This window comes from Variovorax sp. J22G73, from assembly GCF_030317035.1.
GTDB lineage: Bacteria > Pseudomonadota > Gammaproteobacteria > Burkholderiales > Burkholderiaceae_C > Variovorax.
This window is the reverse complement of sequence record NZ_JASZYK010000010.1, coordinates 193,280-214,720: the sequence shown is the minus strand read 5'-3', so window position 1 is coordinate 214,720 and position 21,441 is coordinate 193,280. Positions and strand designations below refer to the sequence as shown.

General features: G+C 67.4%; 19 protein-coding genes. 2 read left to right on the top strand and 17 right to left on the bottom strand.

Features of this window, described 5'->3' with window-relative positions:
• Positions 1-30 precede the first annotated feature (30 nt).
• The 5 genes from QTI51_RS29165 to QTI51_RS29145 form a co-directional block, all read right to left on the bottom strand.
• Complete coding sequence (locus QTI51_RS29165; protein ID WP_116910657.1) at positions 31-717, bottom strand: amino acid ABC transporter permease; 687 nt, start codon at positions 715-717, stop codon at positions 31-33.
• 2 nt (positions 718-719) lie between these two features.
• Positions 720-1,451: an amino acid ABC transporter permease gene (locus tag QTI51_RS29160; RefSeq protein WP_116910813.1), complete on the bottom strand. Its 732-nt coding sequence runs from the start codon at positions 1,449-1,451 to the stop codon at positions 720-722.
• A gap of 93 nt (positions 1,452-1,544) precedes the next feature.
• The gene (locus tag QTI51_RS29155; RefSeq protein ID WP_116910658.1) at positions 1,545-2,444 is read right to left on the bottom strand and encodes an amino acid ABC transporter substrate-binding protein; all 900 of its coding nucleotides are present in this window, start codon (positions 2,442-2,444) and stop codon (positions 1,545-1,547) included.
• A gap of 169 nt (positions 2,445-2,613) precedes the next feature.
• Complete coding sequence (locus tag QTI51_RS29150; RefSeq protein WP_116910659.1) at positions 2,614-4,092, bottom strand: aspartate ammonia-lyase; 1,479 nt, start codon at positions 4,090-4,092, stop codon at positions 2,614-2,616.
• Between the two features lie 179 nt (positions 4,093-4,271).
• Positions 4,272-5,267 (bottom strand): LysR substrate-binding domain-containing protein, encoded by a 996-nt coding sequence (locus QTI51_RS29145; protein ID WP_286516926.1) that lies wholly within the window; start codon positions 5,265-5,267, stop codon positions 4,272-4,274.
• A gap of 73 nt (positions 5,268-5,340) precedes the next feature.
• Between QTI51_RS29145 and QTI51_RS29140 the strand changes: the two genes are divergently transcribed.
• Complete coding sequence (locus QTI51_RS29140; RefSeq protein WP_286516927.1) at positions 5,341-6,795, top strand: amidase; 1,455 nt, start codon at positions 5,341-5,343, stop codon at positions 6,793-6,795.
• Between the two features lie 192 nt (positions 6,796-6,987).
• Here QTI51_RS29140 and QTI51_RS29135 read toward each other — a convergent pair whose 3' ends face one another.
• Positions 6,988-7,926: a 2-hydroxyacid dehydrogenase gene (locus tag QTI51_RS29135; protein ID WP_116910662.1), complete on the bottom strand. Its 939-nt coding sequence runs from the start codon at positions 7,924-7,926 to the stop codon at positions 6,988-6,990.
• Positions 7,927-7,977: 51 nt separating this feature from the next.
• The gene (locus QTI51_RS29130) at positions 7,978-9,843 is read right to left on the bottom strand and encodes an ABCB family ABC transporter ATP-binding protein/permease (RefSeq protein WP_286517087.1); all 1,866 of its coding nucleotides are present in this window, start codon (positions 9,841-9,843) and stop codon (positions 7,978-7,980) included.
• Positions 9,844-9,884: 41 nt separating this feature from the next.
• On the opposite strand from QTI51_RS29130, the gene QTI51_RS29125 reads away from it, so the two are divergent.
• Positions 9,885-10,313 carry an acyl-CoA thioesterase gene (locus QTI51_RS29125; RefSeq protein WP_116910814.1) on the top strand — a complete coding sequence of 143 codons (429 nt, stop codon included), beginning with the start codon at positions 9,885-9,887 and terminating at the stop codon, positions 10,311-10,313.
• A gap of 15 nt (positions 10,314-10,328) precedes the next feature.
• Here the strand turns inward: QTI51_RS29125 and QTI51_RS29120 are convergent, their stop codons facing one another.
• From QTI51_RS29120 to QTI51_RS29075, 10 genes are all read right to left on the bottom strand, one after another.
• Positions 10,329-11,555 carry an ABC transporter substrate-binding protein gene (locus QTI51_RS29120; protein WP_503011552.1) on the bottom strand — a complete coding sequence of 409 codons (1,227 nt, stop codon included), beginning with the start codon at positions 11,553-11,555 and terminating at the stop codon, positions 10,329-10,331.
• A 156-nt stretch (positions 11,556-11,711) separates the two neighbouring features.
• A complete protein-coding gene (locus QTI51_RS29115; protein WP_116910664.1) occupies positions 11,712-12,476 on the bottom strand; it encodes an enoyl-CoA hydratase in 765 nt (254 codons plus the stop codon).
• 38 nt (positions 12,477-12,514) lie between these two features.
• Positions 12,515-13,108: a 2-hydroxychromene-2-carboxylate isomerase gene (locus QTI51_RS29110; RefSeq protein ID WP_116910665.1), complete on the bottom strand. Its 594-nt coding sequence runs from the start codon at positions 13,106-13,108 to the stop codon at positions 12,515-12,517.
• Positions 13,109-13,134: 26 nt separating this feature from the next.
• Entirely contained in the window at positions 13,135-13,881 is a 747-nt protein-coding gene (locus tag QTI51_RS29105) for an SDR family oxidoreductase (RefSeq protein WP_286516929.1), read from the bottom strand.
• Between the two features lie 17 nt (positions 13,882-13,898).
• Positions 13,899-14,735 carry an acyl-CoA thioesterase gene (locus QTI51_RS29100; protein WP_116910667.1) on the bottom strand — a complete coding sequence of 279 codons (837 nt, stop codon included), beginning with the start codon at positions 14,733-14,735 and terminating at the stop codon, positions 13,899-13,901.
• A gap of 178 nt (positions 14,736-14,913) precedes the next feature.
• Positions 14,914-16,110: an acetyl-CoA C-acyltransferase gene (locus tag QTI51_RS29095; protein ID WP_116910668.1), complete on the bottom strand. Its 1,197-nt coding sequence runs from the start codon at positions 16,108-16,110 to the stop codon at positions 14,914-14,916.
• Positions 16,107-16,523: an endonuclease domain-containing protein gene (locus tag QTI51_RS29090; protein WP_286516930.1), complete on the bottom strand. Its 417-nt coding sequence runs from the start codon at positions 16,521-16,523 to the stop codon at positions 16,107-16,109. The genes QTI51_RS29095 and QTI51_RS29090 overlap by 4 nt, the downstream gene beginning before the upstream one ends.
• Positions 16,524-16,584: 61 nt before the next feature.
• Positions 16,585-19,029, bottom strand: coding sequence for a 3-hydroxyacyl-CoA dehydrogenase/enoyl-CoA hydratase family protein (locus QTI51_RS29085; RefSeq protein ID WP_286516931.1), 2,445 nt, complete (start codon positions 19,027-19,029; stop codon positions 16,585-16,587).
• A 36-nt stretch (positions 19,030-19,065) separates the two neighbouring features.
• Positions 19,066-19,518 carry a DUF2147 domain-containing protein gene (locus tag QTI51_RS29080; RefSeq protein ID WP_116910670.1) on the bottom strand — a complete coding sequence of 151 codons (453 nt, stop codon included), beginning with the start codon at positions 19,516-19,518 and terminating at the stop codon, positions 19,066-19,068.
• Positions 19,519-19,565: 47 nt separating this feature from the next.
• Positions 19,566-21,362, bottom strand: a complete 1,797-nt coding sequence (locus tag QTI51_RS29075; RefSeq protein WP_116910671.1) for an acyl-CoA dehydrogenase C-terminal domain-containing protein — start codon at positions 21,360-21,362, stop codon at positions 19,566-19,568.
• Positions 21,363-21,441 lie beyond the last annotated feature (79 nt).

Genomic DNA, 21,441 nt, shown 5'->3' with positions numbered 1-21,441 from the left:
CATTTCTTTCTCTCCGGTTCAGCACTCAGGTCAGCGAATGATGGCGATTTTCTTGTGCAGGCGCTTCACCAGCCAGGAAAGGGCGTAGCACATGACAAAGTAAACGACAGCGGCCAGCAGGTAGGCCTCGATGGGACGGCCGAAGTTCTTGCCCGCCGTCTCGAAGCCCTTGAGCATGTCGTAGGCACCGATGGCGTAGACCAGCGAGGTGTCCTGGAACAGGATGATGGTCTGCGTGAGCAGCACCGGCAGCATGTTGCGAAACGCCTGCGGCAGCACCACGAGGCGCATGTTCTGGCCGTAGGTCATGCCCACGGCCTGCCCGGCGTTCACCTGGCCGCGCGGAATCGACTGGATGCCCGCGCGCATGATCTCGGAGAAGTACGCGGCCTCGAACGCCACGAAGGTGATCACGGCCGAGATTTCGGAGCGGTAGTTGGAGCCCACCGAGCCGAACAGCGAGTAGAACGACGCCGGCACCAGCAGGAAGAACCACAGGATCACCATCACCAGCGGAATGCTGCGCATGCCGTTGACGTACAGGGCCGCGGGTGCGTCGAGCCACTTCTTGCCCGACAGGCGCATCAGCGCCAGCAGGGTGCCGAAGACCACGCCGCCAATGGTGGCCACCACGGTCAGCATGATGCTGAAGTAGAAGCCCTTGACGACGAAGTTGCTGATGACGTCCCAGTTGTAGAAGGACAGGTCGAGATTCATGTTCAGTGTCCTCCGCCGCCCGCGCTGGCGGACACGATGAAGCCCGGCACGCGGGTCTTCTTCTCGATGTAGGCCATCAGCCGGTTGATGATGAGCGCCGACACCACGTAGCAGGCCGTCACCGCGAGGTACACCTCGATGCCGCGCGAGGTTTCTTCCTGCGCCTGCATGGCGAACATGGTGAGCTCGGTGACCGACACGGCGAACGCGACGGACGAGTTCTTGAAGATGTTCATCGTCTCGCTCGTGAGCGGCGGGATGATGATGCGGTACGCCATTGGCAGGATCACGTAGCGGTAGTACTGCGTGGTGGTGAAGCCCACCGCCATGCCCGCGTAGCGTTGCCCCTTGGGCAGCGCCTGGATGCCCGAGCGAACCTGCTCGGCGATACGTGCCGAAGTGAAGAAGCCCAGCGCCAGCACCACGAGGATGAAGCTCGGAACGCCCTTCATGACGGGAATGAGCGCCGGAATCACGTGGTACCAGAGAAAGATCTGCACCAGCAACGGGATGTTGCGGAACAGCTCCACCCAGGCATTGCCCAGGCGCACCAGCCACGGGCTGTCAGGCAGCGTGCGGATGATCCCGACCAGCGAGCCCAGCACCAGCGCGACGATCAGCGCCAGCAACGCAACCGACACCGTCCAGCCCCAGGCCGACAGCATCCATTGCAGGTAAGTCGGGTAATCCCCCCCGGGGTCTTGCAGGAAGACCTGCCAATCCCAGTTGCCCATGTTCATTCACTCCTTCAGCACTTAGAAAACCTGTCCCTTGAAAAGAAACGCCCACCGTGAAAGGTGGGCGTCATTCACGCAGCGACGCGACGCTTATTCCTTGGTGACGTACTCTTCAGCCGGCTTGTCGTTCGGGTTGGCCCAAGCGTTCTTGGTGGCTTCGCCGAGCGGCAGGTTGATGGTCACGCCTGCGGGCGGGATCGGCTTGAGGAACCACTTGTCGTACAGCTTGGTCAGCTCGCCCGACTTGGCCTGCGCCTTGATGCTGTCGTCCACGGCCTTCTTGAAGGCGGGGTCGTCCTTGCGGATCATGATGGCGATGGGCTCCACGGCCAGCACGTCCGGCAGGATCTTGTAGTCCTTGGGCGACTTCGACTTGGCGGCCAGGGCGGCCAGGATCGAGCCGTCCATCACGAAGGCGTCGGCGCGGCCGGTTTCCAGCAGCAGGAAGCTGTCGGAGTGGTCCTTGCCGTAGACCTCCTTGAAGGTCAGGTTCTCGGCGCGCTTTTGCTTGCGCACGGTTTGCAGCGGCGTGGTGCCGGTGGTGGTGGCAACCGTCTTGTCCTTCAGGTCGGCCAGCGAGTTGATGCCCGAGTTGGCCTTGACGACGATCTTGGTTTCCTCGACGTAGGTGGTCACGCCGAAAGCCACGTCCTTCTGGCGGGTGGCGTTGTTGGTGGTCGAGCCGCACTCGATGTCCACGGTGCCGTTCTGCACGAGCGGAATGCGGTTTTGCGAGGTGACGGGCTGGTACTTGACTTCGAGCTTCTTGCCGGCGGCCTTCTCGAGGTCCTTGATGATGTTGGCGCAGACGTCGTAGTGGAAGCCGGTGTACTGGCCGTTGCCCAGCGTGTACGACAGGCCCGAGGATTCGCGCACACCTTCAGTGATGACGCCCGATGCCTTGATCTTGGCCAGGGTGTCGCTGGCTTGTGCCATTGCACCGCCGGCGGCCAGTGCCGCGATTGCCAATGCCAAAACTTGTTTTTTCATACGGTAAAACTCCTGAGGGTGACGTAAACAAATACAACGAAATTCTAGACACTCACATTTTGCGTGATACCCGGACCAACCCGGTGCACTCGCGCACTCTGCGCACCGCGCCGGCGCACATGGGCGCTGGCATGGTGCGATCCTGCCTCCTGGCATTGTCTGACTTTCACTAAGCAGCCTTTGTGCCCGACCCACCCACCGGCGTGGTGCCCGAGGGCTCGGCCGCCGGGGGAACCGGCGCGGCCGACAGGCGCACGGGCTGCGTGAGGTTCTCGGGCACCAGCAGCGCCTCCATCTCGGCGCGCGTCATGATGCCCAGCGACTCGGCCACCAGGTCGATGGGCCCGCCCGTGGCCAGCGCGGTCTTGGCGATGAGCGCGGCCTTTTCGTAGCCGATGAGCGGGTTGAGCGCCGTGACCAGCGTGACCGACTCGCGCACCCTTTTGGCGAGGAACTCGCGGTTGGCCTCGATGCCTTCGACGCAGTTGGTCTGCAGCGTGGCGCAGGCGTTGGCCAGGTGCTTGATGCTCTTGAACAGGCTCCAGCCCATGATCGGCTCGAAGGCGTTCAGCTGCAGCTGGCCGGCCTCCGACGCCATGGTCACGGTGATGTCGTTGCCGATGACCTCGAAGGCCACCTGGTTCATCACCTCCGGGATCACCGGGTTGACCTTGCCCGGCATGATCGACGAGCCCGCCTGGCGCGCCGGCAGCCTGATTTCCCCGAACCCCGCCTGCGGGCCGCTGGACAGCAGCCGCAGGTCGTTGCAGGTCTTGCTGAGCTTGGTGGCCACGCGCTTCAGCACGCCCGACAGCTGCACGAAAGCGCCCGTGTCCTGCGTGGCCTCGATGAGGTTGGCGGCCTGCTTCAGCGGCACGCCGGTCTGCTCGGCCAGGTACTGGCAGGCCAGGTTGGCGTAGCCGTGCGGCGCATTGATGCCGGTGCCGATGGCGGTGGCGCCCAGGTTGATTTCCTCGATGAGCGCGCGGGCCTCGCCCAGGCGGGCCTCGTCCTCGCCGATCATGATCGCGTAGGTCAGGAACTCCTGGCCCAGCGTCATGGGCACGGCGTCCTGCAGCTGGGTGCGGCCGATCTTCAGCACGTCCTTGAACTCCAGCGCCTTGGCCTCGAAGGCGCGGCGCAGCGAGGCCATGGCCTCCAGCAGCCGGCCGATGGCGAACCACAGCGCCAGGCGCACCGCCGTGGGGTACACGTCGTTGGTGCTCTGCGAGGCATTGACGTGGTCGTTGGGGTGCAGCACGTCGTAGCGGCCCTTTTCGTGGCCCAGCTTTTCCAGCGCGAGGTTGCAGATGACCTCGTTGGCGTTCATGTTGGTCGAGGTGCCGGCGCCGCCCTGGATCACGTCGACCACGAACTCGTCGAGCAGCTTGCCCTCGATGAGGTCCTCGCAGGCCAGGATGATCGCCGCGGCGCGGTCGCGGTCGATGGCACCCAGGTCGGCATTGGCGCGGGTGGCGGCCTTTTTCACGAAGGCCAGCGCGCGCACCAGGTCGGGCATGGCCGAGATGCGGGTGCCGGAGATGGCGAAGTTCTCGACCGCCCGCGCCGTGTGCACGCCCCAGTAGGCGACGGCGGGAATCTGCTTCTCGCCGAGGAAGTCGTGTTCGGTCCTGAAATTGGTGCTCATACAGGTTCCTCGGCTTAAAAAAAAGCACGCGTGGGACGCGTGCCGGGAGTGTGCTTGTGACAGCGGCTAAAAAGCAGCCGCGACTGTAGTAGCGCCCGGCCCGGGGCGCCAATGCCGTATGCGGGGAGGCTCATGCGCGGCATTTATAGATTGTGCAGTGCACAAATTCAAGATGGTCATCAGCCCGCCGGCTGCGTGCCCACCAGGTACGACCACAGCGCGTCGGCCGTGCGCTTGGGCTGCAGGGCGGTGTCGGGCGCGGCGGTCTTGGCGGCGCGGCCGGTGCCGGTGCCTGTCTTGGCCGGGGGCGCCGCCGTCGGCCGCTCGCGGTAGGCGCGGATTTCCATCGTCGCCTCCAGGCTGTCGATTTCCGGGGGCAGCGCACTCACCAGCTTGCGCGCCTTGATTTCGTTGCGCACCGCGCTCTGCGGCAGGAAGGCGATGCCATGGCCTTCGAGCGCCATCACCTTCAGGCCTTCGGCCATGTCGGTCTCGTAGACGCGGTCCAGGTGAATGGCGGTGCCCGACTCTTTCAGCAACTGGTCGACCACCCGGCCCAGGTAGGCGCCCGGCGCATAGCCCAGGTAGGGCAGCGGCTGGCCCGGGCGGCCCGGCAGCCGGTAGCGCGGCGCGCCCTCGGCGTCGGCCTTGACCCAGGGGGCCACGGTTTCCTCGCCCAGGCTCACCATCTCGTACTTGTTGGCGTCCAGCTGCAGCGGCTGCGACGGGTGGTGGTACGCAATGAGCAGGTCGCAGCTGCCTTCGACCAGCCGCAGCACCGCGTCGTGCACGTTCAGCGCGATGAGCCGGCTCTTGATCGGCCCGAAATGCTCGCGCAGGCTGGTGACCCACGAGGGGAAGAAGGTGAAGGCCAGCGTGTGCGGCACCGCGATCTCGATCACGTCCTGCCCGGCCGCCGAATGGCCGCGCAGCATGGCGCGCGTGCTCTGCAGCGACTGCAGCATCTCGATGGCCTGGCTGTAGAGCGTCTGGCCCGCGGGGGTGAGCCGCGTGGGGTACGAGCTGCGGTCCACCAGGTCGGTGCCGGCCCAGCCTTCGAGCGCCTGGATGCGACGGGAGAACGCCGGCTGGGTCACGTGCCTGAGCTGGGCCGAGCGGCTGAAGCTGCGGGTCTCCGCAAGGCTGATGAAGTCTTCTAGCCACTTTGTTTCCATGGGCGACGATTATGCGAGCGGCGCGCCATACTGGGCGCCCCCACCTTCCTCCCCTCTTTTTCACGCCTGCGCCATGCCTTCAGCCGACGACCTGCTCGCCCTCAGCGCCACCGAACTTTCCCGCCGCATCGCCTCGCGCGACGTGTCCTGCCGCGAGGTGATGCAAGCGTCCCTGGCGCGCATCGAGGCGCTGAACCCGCGCTTCAACGCCATCGTCTCGCTGCGCGACCCGGCGCAATCGCTGGCCGAGGCCGACGCGCGCGACGCCGAACTGGCGCGCGGCGAGCGGCGCGGCTGGATGCACGGCTTTCCGCTGGCCGTGAAAGACCTGAGCCACGCCGCCGGCCTGCCGACCTCGATGGGCTCGCCGCTGTCGCCGCGCTCGCCCGCGCGCACCGACAGCCTGCACGTGGCGCGCGCCCGCGCGGCCGGCGCGGTGGTCATCGGCAAGACCAACACGCCCGAGTTCGGGCTGGGTTCGCACACCTACAACCCGGTGTTCGGCATCACGCGCAACGCCTATGCGCCCGATCGCAGCGCGGGTGGCAGCAGCGGCGGCGCGGCAGTGGCGCTGGCCCTGGGCATGCTGCCGGTGGCGGACGGCAGCGACATGATGGGCTCGCTGCGCAACCCGGCGGCCTTCAACAACGTGATCGGCATGCGGCCGTCGCGCGGGCGAGTGCCCGGCGACCCGGAGCAGGAGCTGTTCTTCCAGCAACTGGGCAGCGAAGGCCCGATGGCGCGCACGGTGGAAGACACGGCGCGGCTGCTGGCGGTGCAGTCGGGCTTCGACGCGCGCGTGCCGCTGTCGTCGCCGCATGCCATCCACCCGTCCTCGTCGCCCGACACGCTGCAGCTGGACGGCGACGGCAAGGGCCTGCGCATCGGCTGGCTCGGCAGCATCTGGCCCGACCTGCCGCTGGCGCCCGGCATCCGCGAGCTGGGCGAAAAGGCGCTCGACACCTTCCGCGCCATCGGCTGCGAGGTCGAGCCCTGCACGCTCGACGTGCCGCGCGAGCACAACTGGAGCGCGTGGCTGCGGCTGCGGCAACTGCTGGTGGGCGGCAAGCTGGGCGCGTACCTGAGCGATGCCAAGCTGTTCGCGCAGCTCAAGCCCGAGGCGCAATGGGAAATCGAGCAGAGCCGGCACCTGGACGCGGCCTCGCTGTACCAGGCCTCGCTGTACCGCTCGAACGTGTACCGCGCGTTCGTCAAGCTGTTCGAGCGCTTCGACTTCGTGGTGGCGCCGACCGCGCAGGTGTTCCCCTTCGACGCCGAGCTGCACTGGCCGTCCGAGGTGAACGGCGTGAAGAGCGATACCTACCACCGCTGGATGGAGATCGTGACGCCGTTCACGCTGGCCGGGTTGCCGACGCTGAACGTGCGCGCCGGGTTCGGCGAAGGCGGGCTGCCGATGGGGTTGCAGCTGGCGGGGCCGATTCACGCGGACCTGGATGTGCTGCGGCTGGGGCATGCGTATGACCAGGCCTGCGGGTGGGCGGCGCACCGCCCTTCGGTATTGGGTTGACTCCATCAGGCGCCCTGCCTGCCCCCATCCCAGCCTTCCCCCAGAGGGGGAAGGAGCAAGGCGCATGCGGGGCCAGTGACTTACTCCCTCCCCCTTTGGGGGAGGGCCGGGGTGGGGGCAAGCGGCGTACCCATCGGGCGCCCTGCCTCGCCCCTATCCCAGCCTTCCCCCACCGGGGGAAGGAGCAAGACATCAGACCGGCGTGACGACGCCGCGCCCTGCGAAGTGCCCTTCGGCGTTCGCCATGAAATGGTCCACCGAGCGCTGCGTCGCCTCGGGCGACCAGCCGGCCACGTGCGGCGTCAGCAGCACGTTGTCCAGCCCGACCAGCGGTTCCGGCCGCTTCGGCTCGCTCTCGTACACGTCGACGCCCGCGCCCGCGATGCGGTTTTCGCGCAGTGCCGCGCCCAGCGCCTCGGTGTCGACCACGCTGCCGCGGCCGATGCTCACCAGGTAGCCGCGCGGGCCCAGCGCGTCGAGCACTTCGGCGTTCACCATGTGCTTCGTGGCCGGCCCACCCGGCGCCACCAGCACCAGGAAGTCGGCCCACGCGGCCAGCGACTTCAGGTCGCCGAAGTAGCGCTGCGTGGCGCCCTCGCGCGGCTTGCGGTTGTGATAGCCGACCTCCATGTCGAAGGCCGCCGCCCGCTTGGCGATCTTCTGGCCGATGGTGCCCAGCCCCAGGATGCCCAGCTTCTTGCCCGACACGTTCGCCGGCTGCTCGATGGCGTCGCGCCACACGCCTTCGCGGCACAGCCGGTCGAGCTTGCGGAAGTCGCGCACGATGCCGATCAGCAGGCCGAAGGCATGGTCGGCCACGCAGTCGTCGTTGGTGCCCGCGCCGTTGGCCGTCGCGATGCCGCGCGCGCGCGTGACCTCGAGCGGCACGCCTTCGTAGCCCGCGCCCAGGCAGCAGATGAGCTCCAGCGCCGGCATGGCCGCGATTTCTTCGGGCGTGATGCCGATCACGCCGATGGTCAGCACCGCGCGAAACTTCTTGCCGTGCTCGGCCACGGCGGCGGCGCGCTCGGCCGCGCCGAAGGCGAAGGTCGCGTCATAGACCTCGGCAATCTGGGCCTGGTGGGCGCTCGAAAGGCCGTTGAGCACCAGCAGGGGAATCTTGGTCGACACGTGGGAACTCCTGGAATCGATGGAAAAAAGAAATGGAAATGAATGATCGCGCTAGAGCAAGGGCGCCGCTTCGCTCTTCTGCAAAGCCCACATCTGCGCGTAGCGGCCCCGCCTGGCCAGCAGCTCGGCATGCGTGCCGCGCTCGACGATCACGCCGGCCTCGAGCACCAGAATTTCGTGCGCGTCGACCACCGTCGACAGCCGGTGCGCGATGACCAGCGTGGTCTTGTCCTGCGCGGCGCTCTTCAGCTCCGACTGGATGGCGCGTTCATTCGCCGAGTCGAGCGCCGAGGTGGCCTCGTCGAAGATCACGATGGGCGGGTTCTTCAACAGCGTGCGCGCGATGGCCACGCGCTGCTTCTCGCCGCCCGAGAGCTTCAGCCCGCGCTCGCCCACCGTGGTCTCGTAGCCGCCCGGCGTGGCCGCGATGAAATCGTGGATGCGCGCGGCGCGCGCGGCGTTTTCCACCTGCTCGCGCGTGGCGCCGGGGCGGCCGTAGGCAATGTTGTATTCGACCGTGTCGTTGAACAGCACCGTGTCCTGCGGCACGATGCCGATGGCGCGGCGCACGCTGGCCTGCGTGACCTCGCGGATGTCTTCGTCGCCGATGGTGATGCGGCCCTGCTGCACGTCGTAGAAGCGGTACAGCAGCCGCGCGAGCGTCGACTTGCCCGAGCCCGAGGGGCCGACCACGGCCACGGTCTTGCCGGCCGGGATCTCGAAGCTCAGGTGCTTAAGGATGGGGCGGGCGGGCTCGTAGGCGAAGCTCACGTCCTCGAAGCGGATGGTGGAGTCCACCCCGGCCAGCGGCTGCGCCCCGGGCGCGTCGCGCACCTCGCGGTCTTTTTCCATCAGCACGAACATCTTGTCCAGGTCGGTCAGGCTCTGCTTGATCTCGCGGTAGATCACGCCCAGGAAGTTCAGCGGAATGTAGAGCTGGATCATGAAGGCGTTGACCATCACCAGGTCGCCCAGCGTCATGCGCCCTTCGACCACGCCCGAGGTGGCGCGCCACAGCATCAGCACCAGGCTCACGGCAATCAGCGCCTGCTGGCCGGTGTTGAGCATGCTCAGCGTGCGCTGGCTCTTGATGGCGGCCTTGCGGTAGCGGTCCAGGCTGGCGTCGTAGCGCCTGGCCTCGAACTCCTCGTTGTTGAAGTACTTGACCGTCTCGTAGTTGATGAGCGAATCGACCGCGCGGCTCTGCGCCACCGAGTCGAGCTCGTTCATGGTCTTGCGGAATTGCGTGCGCCACTCGGTCACGGTGACCGTGAAGCCGATGTACAGCACCAGCGCCGCCCCGGTGATCCAGACGAACAGCGAGTCGAACTTCACGCCCAGGATGGTCAGCACCAGCACCAGCTCGATGATGGTGGGCACGATGCTGTAGAGCGACATCGAGATCAGCGAGTGCACGCCGCGCGTGCCGCGCTCGATGTCGCGCGTCATGCCGCCGGTCTGGCGCTCCAGGTGGAAGCGCAGGCTCAGCGAGTGCAGGTGCTGGAACACCTCCAGCGCAATCTGGCGCGCCGTGCCCTCGGTGGCCTTGGCGAAGATCAGCTCGCGCAGCTCACCGAAGAGCGAGGTCGAGAAGCGCAGCAGCCCGTAGGCCAGCAGCAGCCCGATGGGCACGATGAGCAGCGCCTGGGCCAGGTCGGGGGCACCGGCCTTGGGCGTCATCGTGTCGACCAGGTTCTTCAGCAGCACCGGCACGCCCACGTTGGCCACCTTGGCGCCCACCATGAACGCCAGCGCGGCCGCCACCCGCCACTTGTATTGCCAGAGGTAGGGAAACAGCCGGCGCAGCGTGGCCCAGTCGGACCGGTCGCTGCGCTCGGGCGGATGGCCGGAGACAGGGTGGGAGGGGGACGTGGAGGAAGAAGACGCGGGGGGGAGGGCTTCGCCGCTGCGGCGCATGGAGGACAATCGTGGTTGCTTGTTTGTTCCAGATTGTGCCCATGTCAGATACTTCCAGCGCTGCCGCTGCCGCCACCCTCAAGAGCCTGCCCGCCGACATGGAGCTGGTGCTCAAGGTCATCCCGATGCCGGCCGACTGCAACGCCAACGGCGACATCTTCGGCGGCTGGGTCATGGCGCAGTGCGACCTGGCCGGCTCGGTGATCCCGGCGCGCTACGCCAAGGGCCGCATGGCCACGGTGGCGGTGAACGAGTTCATCTTCAAGCAGCCGGTGCGCCTGGGCGACATTCTTTCCTTCTATTCGAAGCTGGTGCGCATCGGGCGCACGTCGGTCACGGTCACGGTCGAGGTGTTTGCCGAGCGCTTCCGGGCGCAGGGCGAGTACATCAAGGTAACGCAAGCCACCTTCACCTACGTGGCCATCGACGACAACGGCCGCCCGCGCCCCATCGACAAGCCGGCCGAATAAGCCCTCCCCGGCCCCTCAAACGCCGGGGTCGCGCACCCGCTCGAAGCGCTCGAACTCCCGGTTGACCCAGCGCCCGTCGCGCCGCTCCACGCGGCGGATGTACACGTTCTGCACGATGTCGCGGGTGTGGGCGTCGACCTCGAGCGGACCGCGCGGGCTGTCCAGCCGCAGGCCGCGGAAGGCGTCGACCAGGCGCTCGCCGCCCGTCGTGCCGCTGGCGCCCAGGCCTGCATTGCCGCCCGCATTCACACCTGCATTCACACCCGCATTTCCGCGCATGGCCGGCGAACTCATCGCCGCATCGATGGCCGCCATCGCGTCGTGCGCCGCCACGGCGAAGTACGCCGGGCGCAGGTGGCTGCCGTATTCCGCCTCGAACGCGGCCGTGAACCGCCGGTTGGCCGGCGATTCGTGCGCGAACGAATAGTGATGGCTGGTCACCAGCCCCTCGGCCAGCTCGCCCATGTTTTCCAGGTAGTTGTCGTCGGTGGCGTCGCCGGTCGCCAGCAGGCGGATGCCGGTGTCGGCCATGCCGCGGTCGCGCCAGAACTTCAGGAAGCTCGCCGGCATCTGCCCCGAGGGCAGGAAGAAGAACACCGCCTGCGGCTTCAGCTCGCGCAACCGCAGCATGTAGGCCGAGTAGTCGAGCGTGGCCAGCGGCACGCGCAGCATCGCGCCGACCCGCCCGCCGCCCGCGGTGATGCCCGAGACGAAGGCGCTTTCGGCGTCCACGCCCGAGGCGTAGTCGGCCACCACCGTGCACACGTCGCGCAGCCCCTGCTGCAGCGCCCAGCGCGCCAGGGGCAGCGTGACCTGGCCGATGGTGAACGACAGCCGCACCGCGAACGGGCAACGCGCCGTGATGCCTGACGATGCCGCGTTCATCACCACCAGCGGAATGCGCGCCTGCGTGGCGACGGTGCCCACGGCGTAGGCATTGGAGCTGAAGTCGAGGCCTGCGAGCAGGTCGACGCGCTCGGTATCGACCAGTTCCTGGGCATGGCGGCGCGCCTGCTCGGGGGCGCTGCCGGGCACGTCGCGCCGCAGCAGCTCGACCGGCCGCCCGGCAATGTGCTGGTTGTGCGCCGCCAGCCAGACGGCCATGCCGGCATCGAACTGCCGGCCGCCGCCGGCATAGGGGCCGGTCCACGAGCCGATGACGCCGATGCGCAACGGCCGCACGCGCGCCAGGGCGAAGGTGGGAACGGTGGCAGCCGCCGCGGTGCCCGCAACCGCCGCCAGCAACCCCAAAGTGCGCCGGCGCGTCGGCTGGCCTGCTACTTTTTCAGTAGCACCATCTGCCCGCAGGCCGGTCGTTTCGGGCGTTTGTATCTCTGAGGCTGGCACGCCGGGGAGTTTAAGCGCCCGGGCATCGCCCGCCTGTAGGCCGGCGCGAGCTCAGAGCTTCGAAAAGTCGGGCTTGCGCTTTTCCATGAAGGCGCCGAAGGCCTCGCGCGCCGCGGGTTCGCGCAGCATGCGGCCGAAGCTGGCGCCCTCTTCGCCCATGCGTTCCAGCACGGCGGGCATCTGCGCCTTCTTGAGCAGGCGCTTGGTCTCGACCAGCGCGCTCAGCGGCTTGGCCGCGAGCTTGCGTGCCTGCGTCTGGGCGATGGCGTTGGCTTCGGTGGGGGGCACCACGCGGTTGACCAGGCCCACTTCGAGCGCGGCCTCGGCCATGAAGGGTTCGCCCAGCAGCAGCGCCTCGGCCGCGCGGTGGTAGCCCAGCATCTGCGGCACCAGCAGGCTGGAGGCCGCTTCGGGGCACAGGCCCAGGTTCACGAAAGGCATGGAGAACGCGGCGTTGTCGCCCGCGTAGACCAGGTCGCAATGGAACAGCAAGGTGGTGCCGATGCCCACGGCCGGGCCGCACACCGAGGCGACGATGGGCTTGGGAAACGTCGCGATGCCGCGCAGGAAGCGGAACACCGGCGAATCCTGCGTCGACGGCGGGGCGTTCAGGAAGTCGCCGATGTCGTTGCCGGCGCTGAAGATGGTCGGGTCGCCCTGGATCAGCACGCAGCGCACGGCCGCGTCGGCCTCGGCCGTGGCCAGCGCATCGGCCAGTTCGGCGTACATGCCGCTGGTGATCGAGTTCTTCTTGTCGACGCGGTTGAAAGTGAGGGTCATCACACCGGCTTCGGTGTGGACGAGGATGTCGCTCATGGGAATGGTCCTTGAATGAAAACGTGAGGGCGGCGCGCTCAGGCCGCCAGTGCTTCGCGCACGAAATCGAGTCGGTCCTGGCCCCAGAACATCTGGGCGCCGACGAACATGGTGGGCGCGCCGAACACGCCGCGCTCCACCGCTTCCTGGGTCACGGCCTTCAGCCGGTCCTTGGTTTCCTGCGCCCCGGCCAGCGCGAGCAGGCCCTGGGCGTCGAAGCCCGCATTCTGCAAGACGGCGCCCACCGTGGCCGGGTCGTTGAGGTTCTTGGGCTCGACCCACATCGCGTGGTAGACCGCATCGACGTAGGCACCGAAGCGCGCCGGCTCCTTCATCTGGATGCCGGTGGCGCCGCGCATGAGCAGCAGCGTGTTGATCGGGAAATGGGGGTTGTGCTCGAACGGCACCCCGTAGCGCCTGGCGAAGCGCTGCAGGTCGGCGGTCATGTACGGGCCCTTGGGCTTGATCTCGGCGGGCGAATGGTTGCCCGTGGCCTGGAACACGCCGCCCAGCAGCATGGGCTTCCACACCAGCTCGGCGCCGGTGTCCGCGCACACGTGCGGCAGTTGCGTGGCGGCCAGGTAGGCGGCGGGGCTGCCGAAGTCGAAATAGAAGTCGACGGATTTCGTCATGGGGTGTCTCCTTCGCTGGATTCTTGTCAGAACTTCTCGGACCAGGGGCGCACGTCGATCTCGTGCGTCCACGCATCGCGCGGTTGCGAATGCAGCATCCAGTAGGTGTCGGCGATGTGCTCGGGGTTGAGGATGCCGTCGCTCTCCTTCAGCGCGTAGCGCTCGGGGAAGTTGCTGCGGATGAACTCGGTGTCGATGGCGCCGTCGACCACCACGTGCGCCACGTGGATGCCTTGCGGCCCCAGCTCGCGCGCCATCGACTGCGCGAGCGCGCGCAAGGCCATCTTGGCGCCCGAGAAGGCGCCGAAGTTCGCCGCGCCGCGCAGCGAGGCGGTGGCGCCGGTGAAGATGATGGTGCCGCGGTGCGCGCCCTGCGGCAGCTCGCGCGCCACCATGCGTTTGGCTACCTCTCGCCCGTTGAGAAAGCCCGAGAAGCAGGCCATTTCCCACACCTTGAAGTACTTGCGCGCCGTTTCCGTGAGGATGCTCTCGGGCACGTTCGCGCCGATGTTGAACACCAGCACCTCGATGGGCCCGATGGTCGACTCGATCTGCTCGACGAGCGCGACCACTTCTTCCTCCTTGCGGGCGTCGCAGGCAAAGGCGTGCGCCTGGCCGCCGTCGGCCTCGATCTGCGCCACCAGCGGTTGCAGCTTGTCGAGGCTGCGGCGCGTGACGCAGGTGGCATAGCCCTCGCGGGCGAAGCGCCGGGCAATGGCGCCGCCGGTGGCGTCGCCGGCGCCGACGATGAGCGCGGTCTTGGTGAGTGCCATGGCGTTCATTGCTTGTGTCATTCCTTGTAGTACACGATCTGGTTCGACGTGGCCAGCAGCACGCCGCTTTCGCTCCACAGCTGCGCCGCCTGGTCGAAGAAGCCGTTGCTGAACTGCTGCCCCGTGGCGCTGCCCAGCAGGTAGCCCGTGCCCACCTCGGCCAGTTGCGCCGCGGTGGCGTGGAAGTAGGTGGTGATCGACACCGTGCCCGCAGGCACCGGCTTGGCGCGGCGCAGCCACACGCGCGGGAAGAACACATCGCTCATGGCCGCGAGCGAGGGAAAGTCGAGCGCGCGCGATTGCGCGTCGCGCACCCAGATGCGGGTTTCGCTGTGGTGGCCGCTGCCGTCCCACTTTGCGGGGATGCCGCCGCTGATGGGGCGCATGTCGTACTGGCCGATCCACGCCACGCCCGACGGCCCGATGCTGATGCGCTCGACCGCCTCGGGCCGGGGCACCTCGGGCATCGGCAGGTCGTTCTCGCCCCAGGTCTCGCGGCGCACCGCCGTCACCACGGTGGCGGTGGTGGTCATGTTCGGCGCGCCGCTGGCGCCGGCCTGCGTGATCTGCACCGTCCAGTGCTGCGTCGAGCGGTTGGTGCGCACTGCCGTGGCCTGGATGTCAAAGGCGCCGGCCTCCAGCGCCGCGGCGTAGTTCACCGTGAGCGCGATGGGCGCGCCCAGCAGGTCCGGGTGCTTCAGCACCGCCTGCAGCGCCAGCGCCGCCGTGGTGCCGCCGAAGGGCCCGACCATGTTCCAGTAGTCGGGGCTGGTCATGCCCGTGAAGTGCCCCACGCGGATGTCGCTGTGGTGGATGTCCAGGGCCTTGTCGAAGGGATGGTGTTGCGTGCTCATGGTGATCGGCAGTGTGCCCTCGGTGGATGTCTCCACGCAGTCGTGTGCGGGACGTTGGCTTGCTGCACTGCGGAACGCGTGGCCTTGCCGGTCAATGCGCCCCGCCGGGGCACAGCACTCCCGGCAGGCATCGAGGGGGCGCACCGCCGCCGGTGCCTCCCCTCGCGCAGAGGGTGGGTCAGACCCTTTCGAAGATGCCCGCCGCGCCCTGCCCCATGCCCACGCACATCGTGACCATGCCGTACTTCAGGTTCTCGCGGCGCAGCGCGTGCACCACCGTCGCCGAGCGGATGGCGCCGGTGGCGCCCAGCGGGTGGCCCAGCGCAATGGCGCCGCCCATCGGGTTGACCTTCGACGGGTCGAGCCCCAGCGTGTTGATGACGGCCAGCGACTGCGCGGCGAAGGCCTCGTTGAGCTCGAACCAGTCGATGTCCTCGTGCTTCAGGCCGGCGTAGCGCAGCGCGGCCGGAATGGCCTCGATGGGCCCGATGCCCATGATGTGCGGCGGCACGCCCTTGCTGGCGAAGCTCACAAAGCGTGCGAGCGGCGTGAGGCCGTACTGCTTCACCGCCTTCTCGCTCGCCAGGATGAGCGCGCCCGCGCCGTCGGAGGTCTGCGAGCTGTTGCCGGCCGTGACAGTGCCGCGCGCGGCGAACACGGTGCGCAGCTTGGCGAGGCCTTCGATGCTGGTGTCGGGGCGCGCGCCTTCGTCCAGGCTCACGGTGCGGGTCTTGGCAATGGCCTCGCCGGTTTCCAGGTCGGGCGCGCGGTCGGTCACCTCGATGGGCGTGATCTCGTCGGCGAACTTGCCGGCCTTCTGCGCGGCCAGCGCCTTCTGGTGCGAAGCGAGCGCGAATGCGTCCTGCGCCTCGCGGCTCACCTTCCACTGCTGCGCGACCTTCTCGGCCGTGAGGCCCATGCCGTAGGCGATGCCCACGTCGCCTTCGCGCTCGAAGATGGAGGGCGACAGCGAGGGCGAGTTGCCCATCATGGGCACCATGCTCATGCTCTCCACGCCGGCCGCGATCATCACGTCGGCCTCGCCCACGCGGATGCGGTCGGCGGCCATCTGCACGGCCGAGAGGCCCGACGCGCAGAAGCGGTTGACGGTGATGCCGCCCACGCTGGTCGGCAGGCCGGCCAGCACCGCGCCGATGCGCGCGACGTTCAGGCCCTGTTGCGACTCTGGAATGGCGCAGCCGCAGATGATGTCCTCGATGGCCTTGGGGTCGAGGCTGGGCACGGCGGCGAGCGCGGCGCGCAAGGTCGTGGCCAGCAGGTCGTCGGGGCGGTAGTTGCGGAAGTAGCCGCGGTGGGACTTGCCGATGGGAGTGCGGGTGGCGGAGACGATGTAGGCGTCTTGGACTTGTTTCATGGATGGCTCCTGGGTTTGGCTCCTTCCCCCTCTGGGGGAAGGCTGGGATGGGGGCAAGCGGCCTTCAACTCGTCCAGTCGGTTGATGACGGCCTGCAGCACCCCTTCAAAATTGACGAACGGATCGTTCGACGCGAAACGCAGCACGTCGAATCCTTGCGCGCGCAGGAAGACATCGCGTCGTGCGTCGTAGCCTTCCTGCACCTGGTGCTGCGACCCGTCGAGCTCGACGATCAGCAAGGGATCGAGGCACGCGAAGTCGGCGATGTAATTTCCAACGGGATGCTGGCGACGAAACTTCACCCCAAGTTGCTCGCTTCGAATTCCGCTCCACAGCCTGCGCTCGGAGTCGGTCATCTCGCGTCGCAGGACGCGGGCGTTCTGCTGTGCTTTGGGAGTGGATTGGTTTTGCATGGGCTGCCTGCCCCCATCCCGGCCTTCCCCCAGAGGGGGAAGGAGGAAGAGGAATGCGGGCTCAGTTCCGCACCGGCTTCCCCGTGCTCAACATCCCCATGATCCGCTCCTGCGTCTTCGGATGCACGATCAGCGAGCAGAACGCCTTGCGTTCCAGCGCCATCAGGTACTCCTCGTTCACGAGCGAACCCGCGTCCACGTCACCGCCGGTGACCACGTTCGCGATCAGGCTGGCAATGTGGAAGTCGTGCGCGCTGATGAACCCGCCGTCGCGCATGTTCACCAGCTGCCCCTTGATGGTCGCGGCGCCGCTGCGGCCCGCCACGCGGAAGCTGCGGCGCAGCGGCGGGCGGTAGCCGGCGTCGGCCATCGCCTTGGCCTGCTGCAGCGCCACGTACAGCAGCTCGTCCTTGTTCGCCACGATCACGTCGCTGTCGAGCAGGTAGCCCAGCTTCTTCGAGTCGAGCGCGCCCGTGCCCACCTTCGCCATCGCGGCGGCGGTGAAGCCTTCGGTCAGGAACGGCAGCAGGTCGGTGCCCGTCGAGGCCGCGGCGTTCTCGGCCGCGCGGCGTGCGATGTACGTCAGCCCGCCCGCGCCGGGGATCAGGCCCACGCCCACTTCGACCAGGCCGATGTAGCTTTCCATCGCCGCCACGCGCTTCGACGAATACACGGCCAGCTCGCAACCACCGCCCAGCGCCAGGCCGCGCACGGCCGACACCACGGGCACGTTGGCATAACGGATCTTGAGCATCACGTTCTGCAGCTCTTCTTCCGCGCCTTCGACCGCGCCGATGCCCGCGACCACGAAGGCCGGCAGCATCGCCTGCAGGTCGGCACCGACCGAGAACATCTCGTCGGGCGACCAGATCACCAGGCCCTTGTACTCGGCCTCGGCCAGCTCGACCGCGGCGCCCAGCGCCTCGGCCACGTCGGGGCTGATGGCGTGCATCTTCGAATGGATGCTGGCGATGAGCACTTCACCGTCGAGCGTCCACACGCGCACATCGCCTTCGTCGCTGATCGTCGTGCCGGCCTTGTTGGCGTCGGCCGCGTTCGCGCCCAGCACGCTCTCGGGGAACAGCTGGCGGTCGTGCACCGGCAGCTTGCGCTGCGGCACGAACTTGTTCAGCGATGCGCTCCACGAGCCTTCGGGCGTGTGCACGCCGCCGGCTTCGGCCACCGGGCCTTCGAACACCCACCCGGGCAGCGGCGCCGTGCTCAGCGCCTTGCCCGCGTCGATGTCTTCCTGCACCCACTTGGCGACCTGCGCCCAGCCGGCTTCCTGCCACAGCTCGAACGGGCCCTGCTTCATGCCGAAGCCCCAGCGCATCGCAAAGTCGATGTCGCGCGCGCTCTCGGCAATGTCGGCCAGGTGCAGCGCGGCGTAGTGGAAACCGTCGCGCAGGATCGCCCACAGGAATTGCCCCTGCGGCCCTTCGCTCTCGCGCAGCAGCTTCAGGCGCTCGCCCGCGGGCTTCTTCAGCATGCGGCCGTACACCTCGTCGGCCTTCGCGCCGGCGGGCACGTACTCGCCGCTCTTCAGGTCGAAGCGCAGGATGTCGCGGCCCACCTTCTTGAAGAAGCCGGCCTTGGCCTTCTGGCCCAGGTTGCCCAGCTCCAGCAGCTTGGCGAGCACCGGCGGCGTCGCGAAGTTGGCGTAGAACGGATCGAACTTCGGAGCCCCTTCGCTGGCGTCGGCGCTCAGGTTGTCCTGCAGCGTCTTCACGACGTGGGCCATGGTGTCCAGGCCCACCACGTCGGCGGTGCGGAAGGTACCCGAGCTCGCGCGGCCCAGCTTCTTTCCGGTCAGGTCGTCCACCACGTCGGGCGTGAGGCCGAACTTCTCGACTTCCTTCAGCGTGGCCAGCATGCCGGCGATGCCGACGCGGTTGGCAATGAAGTTGGGCGTGTCGTGCGCGCGCACCACGCCCTTGCCGAGCGTGCTGGTCACGAAGGTCTCGAGGTCGTCGAGCACCTGCGGCTGCGTGGTGGGCGTGTTGATCAGCTCCACCAGGAACATGTAGCGCGGCGGGTTGAAGAAGTGAATGCCGCAGAAGCGCGGCTTCAGCGCCTCGGGCAACGCCTCGCTCAGCTTGGTGATCGACAGGCCCGAGGTGTTCGAAGCCAGGATCGAATGCTTGGCAACGTGCGGCGCGATCTTCTTGTAGAGATCGAGCTTCCAGTCCATGCGCTCGGCAATGGCCTCGATGATGAGGTCGCACTCGCCGAGCTTGGCCAGGTCGTCTTCGTAGTTGGCCTGCTCGATCAGCACCGCGTCGGCCACGTCGCCGAGCGGCGCGGGCTTGAGCTTCTTGAGGTTGTCGATGGCGCGCGTGACGATGCCGTTCTTCGCTGCGCCTTGAGCGACAGCGCCGGTCGCGTCCTTTGCGGCCAGGTCGAACAGCACCACAGGCACGCGCACGTTGACGAGGTGGGCCGCAATCTGCGCGCCCATCACGCCGGCGCCGAGCACGGCGACCTTCTTCACTTGAAATCGGGACATGTTGATTGGTATGTGTTGTGAGAAACCGCGCGCCGCTTACTGCACGCGGTTCCAGGTTTGAGTGCGCCAGAAGGGGCCCAGGTAGCCGCGCACTTCGAGCTTCTTGCCGCCGTCGATGGGCGTGAAGCTCGCGCGGTATTCCTTGCCGTTCTCGGGGTCGAGGATCTTGCCGCCCTCCCAGACGTCCTTGCTCTCGGCCTTCTTGCCGCCGCGGATGATGTCCAGCCCGACCATGGGCTTGCCCTTGCGGTCGTCGCTGCATTCGTCGCAGGTGGCGCCGGGCTTGGCGTCCTTGCCCAGCGCCTTCTCGATGCGCCCGATCAGCGCGCCGTTGTTCTCGGCGATGCTGATCTCGGCCTTGACCTCGCCGGTCTTGTCGTCCACGTTGCGCCACACGCCCACCGGCGTGACCTGGGCCACGGCCGAGGTGGCACCGATGGCACCGACCGCGGCAACGGCGAACAGAACGGCTGCGAATGTTTTTCTCATGCGTGTCTCCCGGGAAGGTAAAGAAGAAAGGGCAAGGCGCCCGCGTGTCAGGCCAGCGCCGCGTCGGTGTCCATCAGCACCTTGCTGCCGGCGCGCGCGGTGCGCATCAGCGTCGCGGTCTCGGGGTACAGCTTGGCGAAATAGAAGCGCGCGGTCTGCAGCTTGGCCACGTAGAACGGGTCGGTGTTGCCCGCGGCGATCTCGCGCAGCGCCACCTGCGCCATGCGTGCGAACAGGTAGCCGAACACGAAGTGGCCGGCCACGCGCAGGTAGTCGACCGCGGCGGCGCCCACTTCGTCGGGGTTCTGGAAGCCCTTGAAGCCGATCTCGGTGGTGAACTTGGTGAGCTGGTCGCCCAGCACGGCGATCGGGTTGATGAATTCGGCCATCTTCTCGTTCACGCCCTCTTCTTCCACCAGCTTGGCCACCAGCTTGCCGAACTTCTTCAGCGACGCGCCGTTGTTGCCCAGCACCTTGCGGCCCAGCAGGTCCAGCGACTGGATGGTGTTGGTGCCTTCGTAGATCATGTTGATGCGGTTGTCCCGCACGAACTGCTCCATGCCCCATTCCTTGATGAAGCCATGGCCGCCGAACACCTGCATGCACGCGTTGGTGGCAATGTGGCCGTTGTCGGTAATGAAGGCCTTGACGATGGGCGTGAGCAGCGCCACCAGTTCGCCCGAGTCCTTGCGCACCTTCTCGTCAGGATGGTTGTGCTCCTTGTCGAGCAGCAGCGTGCAGAAGATCTGCAGCGCGCGGCCGCCTTCGGCGTAGGCCTTGGCGGTGAGCAGCATCTTGCGCACGTCGGGGTGCACGATGATGGGGTCGGCTTCCTTGTCCTTGGCCTTCACGCCCGAGAGCGAACGCATCTGGATGCGGTCCTTGGCGTAGGCCAGTGCATTCTGGTAAGCCACTTCGGTCAGGCCCAGCGACTGGTTGCCCACGCCCAGGCGCGCGGCGTTCATCATCACGAACATCGCGGCCAGGCCCTTGTTGGGCTCGCCCACCAGCGTGCCGGTGGCGCCTTCGATCACGATCTGCGCGGTGGCGTTGCCGTGGATGCCCATCTTGTGCTCCAGGCCGGCGCAGAAGATCGGGTTGCGTCCGCCCAGCGAGCCGTCGGCCTTCACATGGAACTTGGGCACCACGAACAGGCTGATGCCCTTGCTGCCCTTGGGCGCGTCCGGGAGGCGGGCCAGCACCAGGTGAATGATGTTGTCCGTCATGTCGTGCTCGCCGGCCGAGATGAAGATCTTGCTGCCGGTGATGCGGTAGGTGCCGTCGGCCTGCGGCTCGGCCTTGGTGCGCAGCAGGCCGAGGTCGGTGCCGCAGTGGGGTTCGGTCAGGCACATGGTGCCGGTCCATTCGCCGCTGGTGAGCTTGGGCAGGTAGGTCTTCTTCTGCGCTTCGGTGCCGTGGGCCACCAGCGCCTCGTACGCGCCGTGCGACAGGCCGGGGTACATGGTCCAGGCCTGGTTGGCGCTGTTGAGCATCTCGAACAGGCACTGGTTCACCACGAAGGGCAGGCCCTGGCCGCCGAAGGCCGGGTCGCACGACAGCGCGGGCCAGCCGCCTTCCACGTACTTGCCGTAGGCCTCCTTGAAGCCCTTGGGCGTGGTCACTTCATGCGTGGCCTTGTCGAGCGTGCAGCCTTCTTCGTCGCCGCTGATGTTCAGCGGAAAGGTCACCTCGGCGGCGAACTTGCCGGCTTCTTCGATCACCGCGTTGATGGTGTCGGCATCGGTCTCGGCATGGGCCGGCAGCGCCTTGAGTTCCTCGGCGACGTTGAGCACTTCGTGCAGCACGAATTGCATGTCGCGCACGGGGGGGTTGTAGGTAGGCATCCGGAACTCTCCTGGTCGAAGCTAGATAGAAAAAGAAAAGGGGAAAAAAACGAGAAAGCGAAAAAGCGGGGAAAGCGCG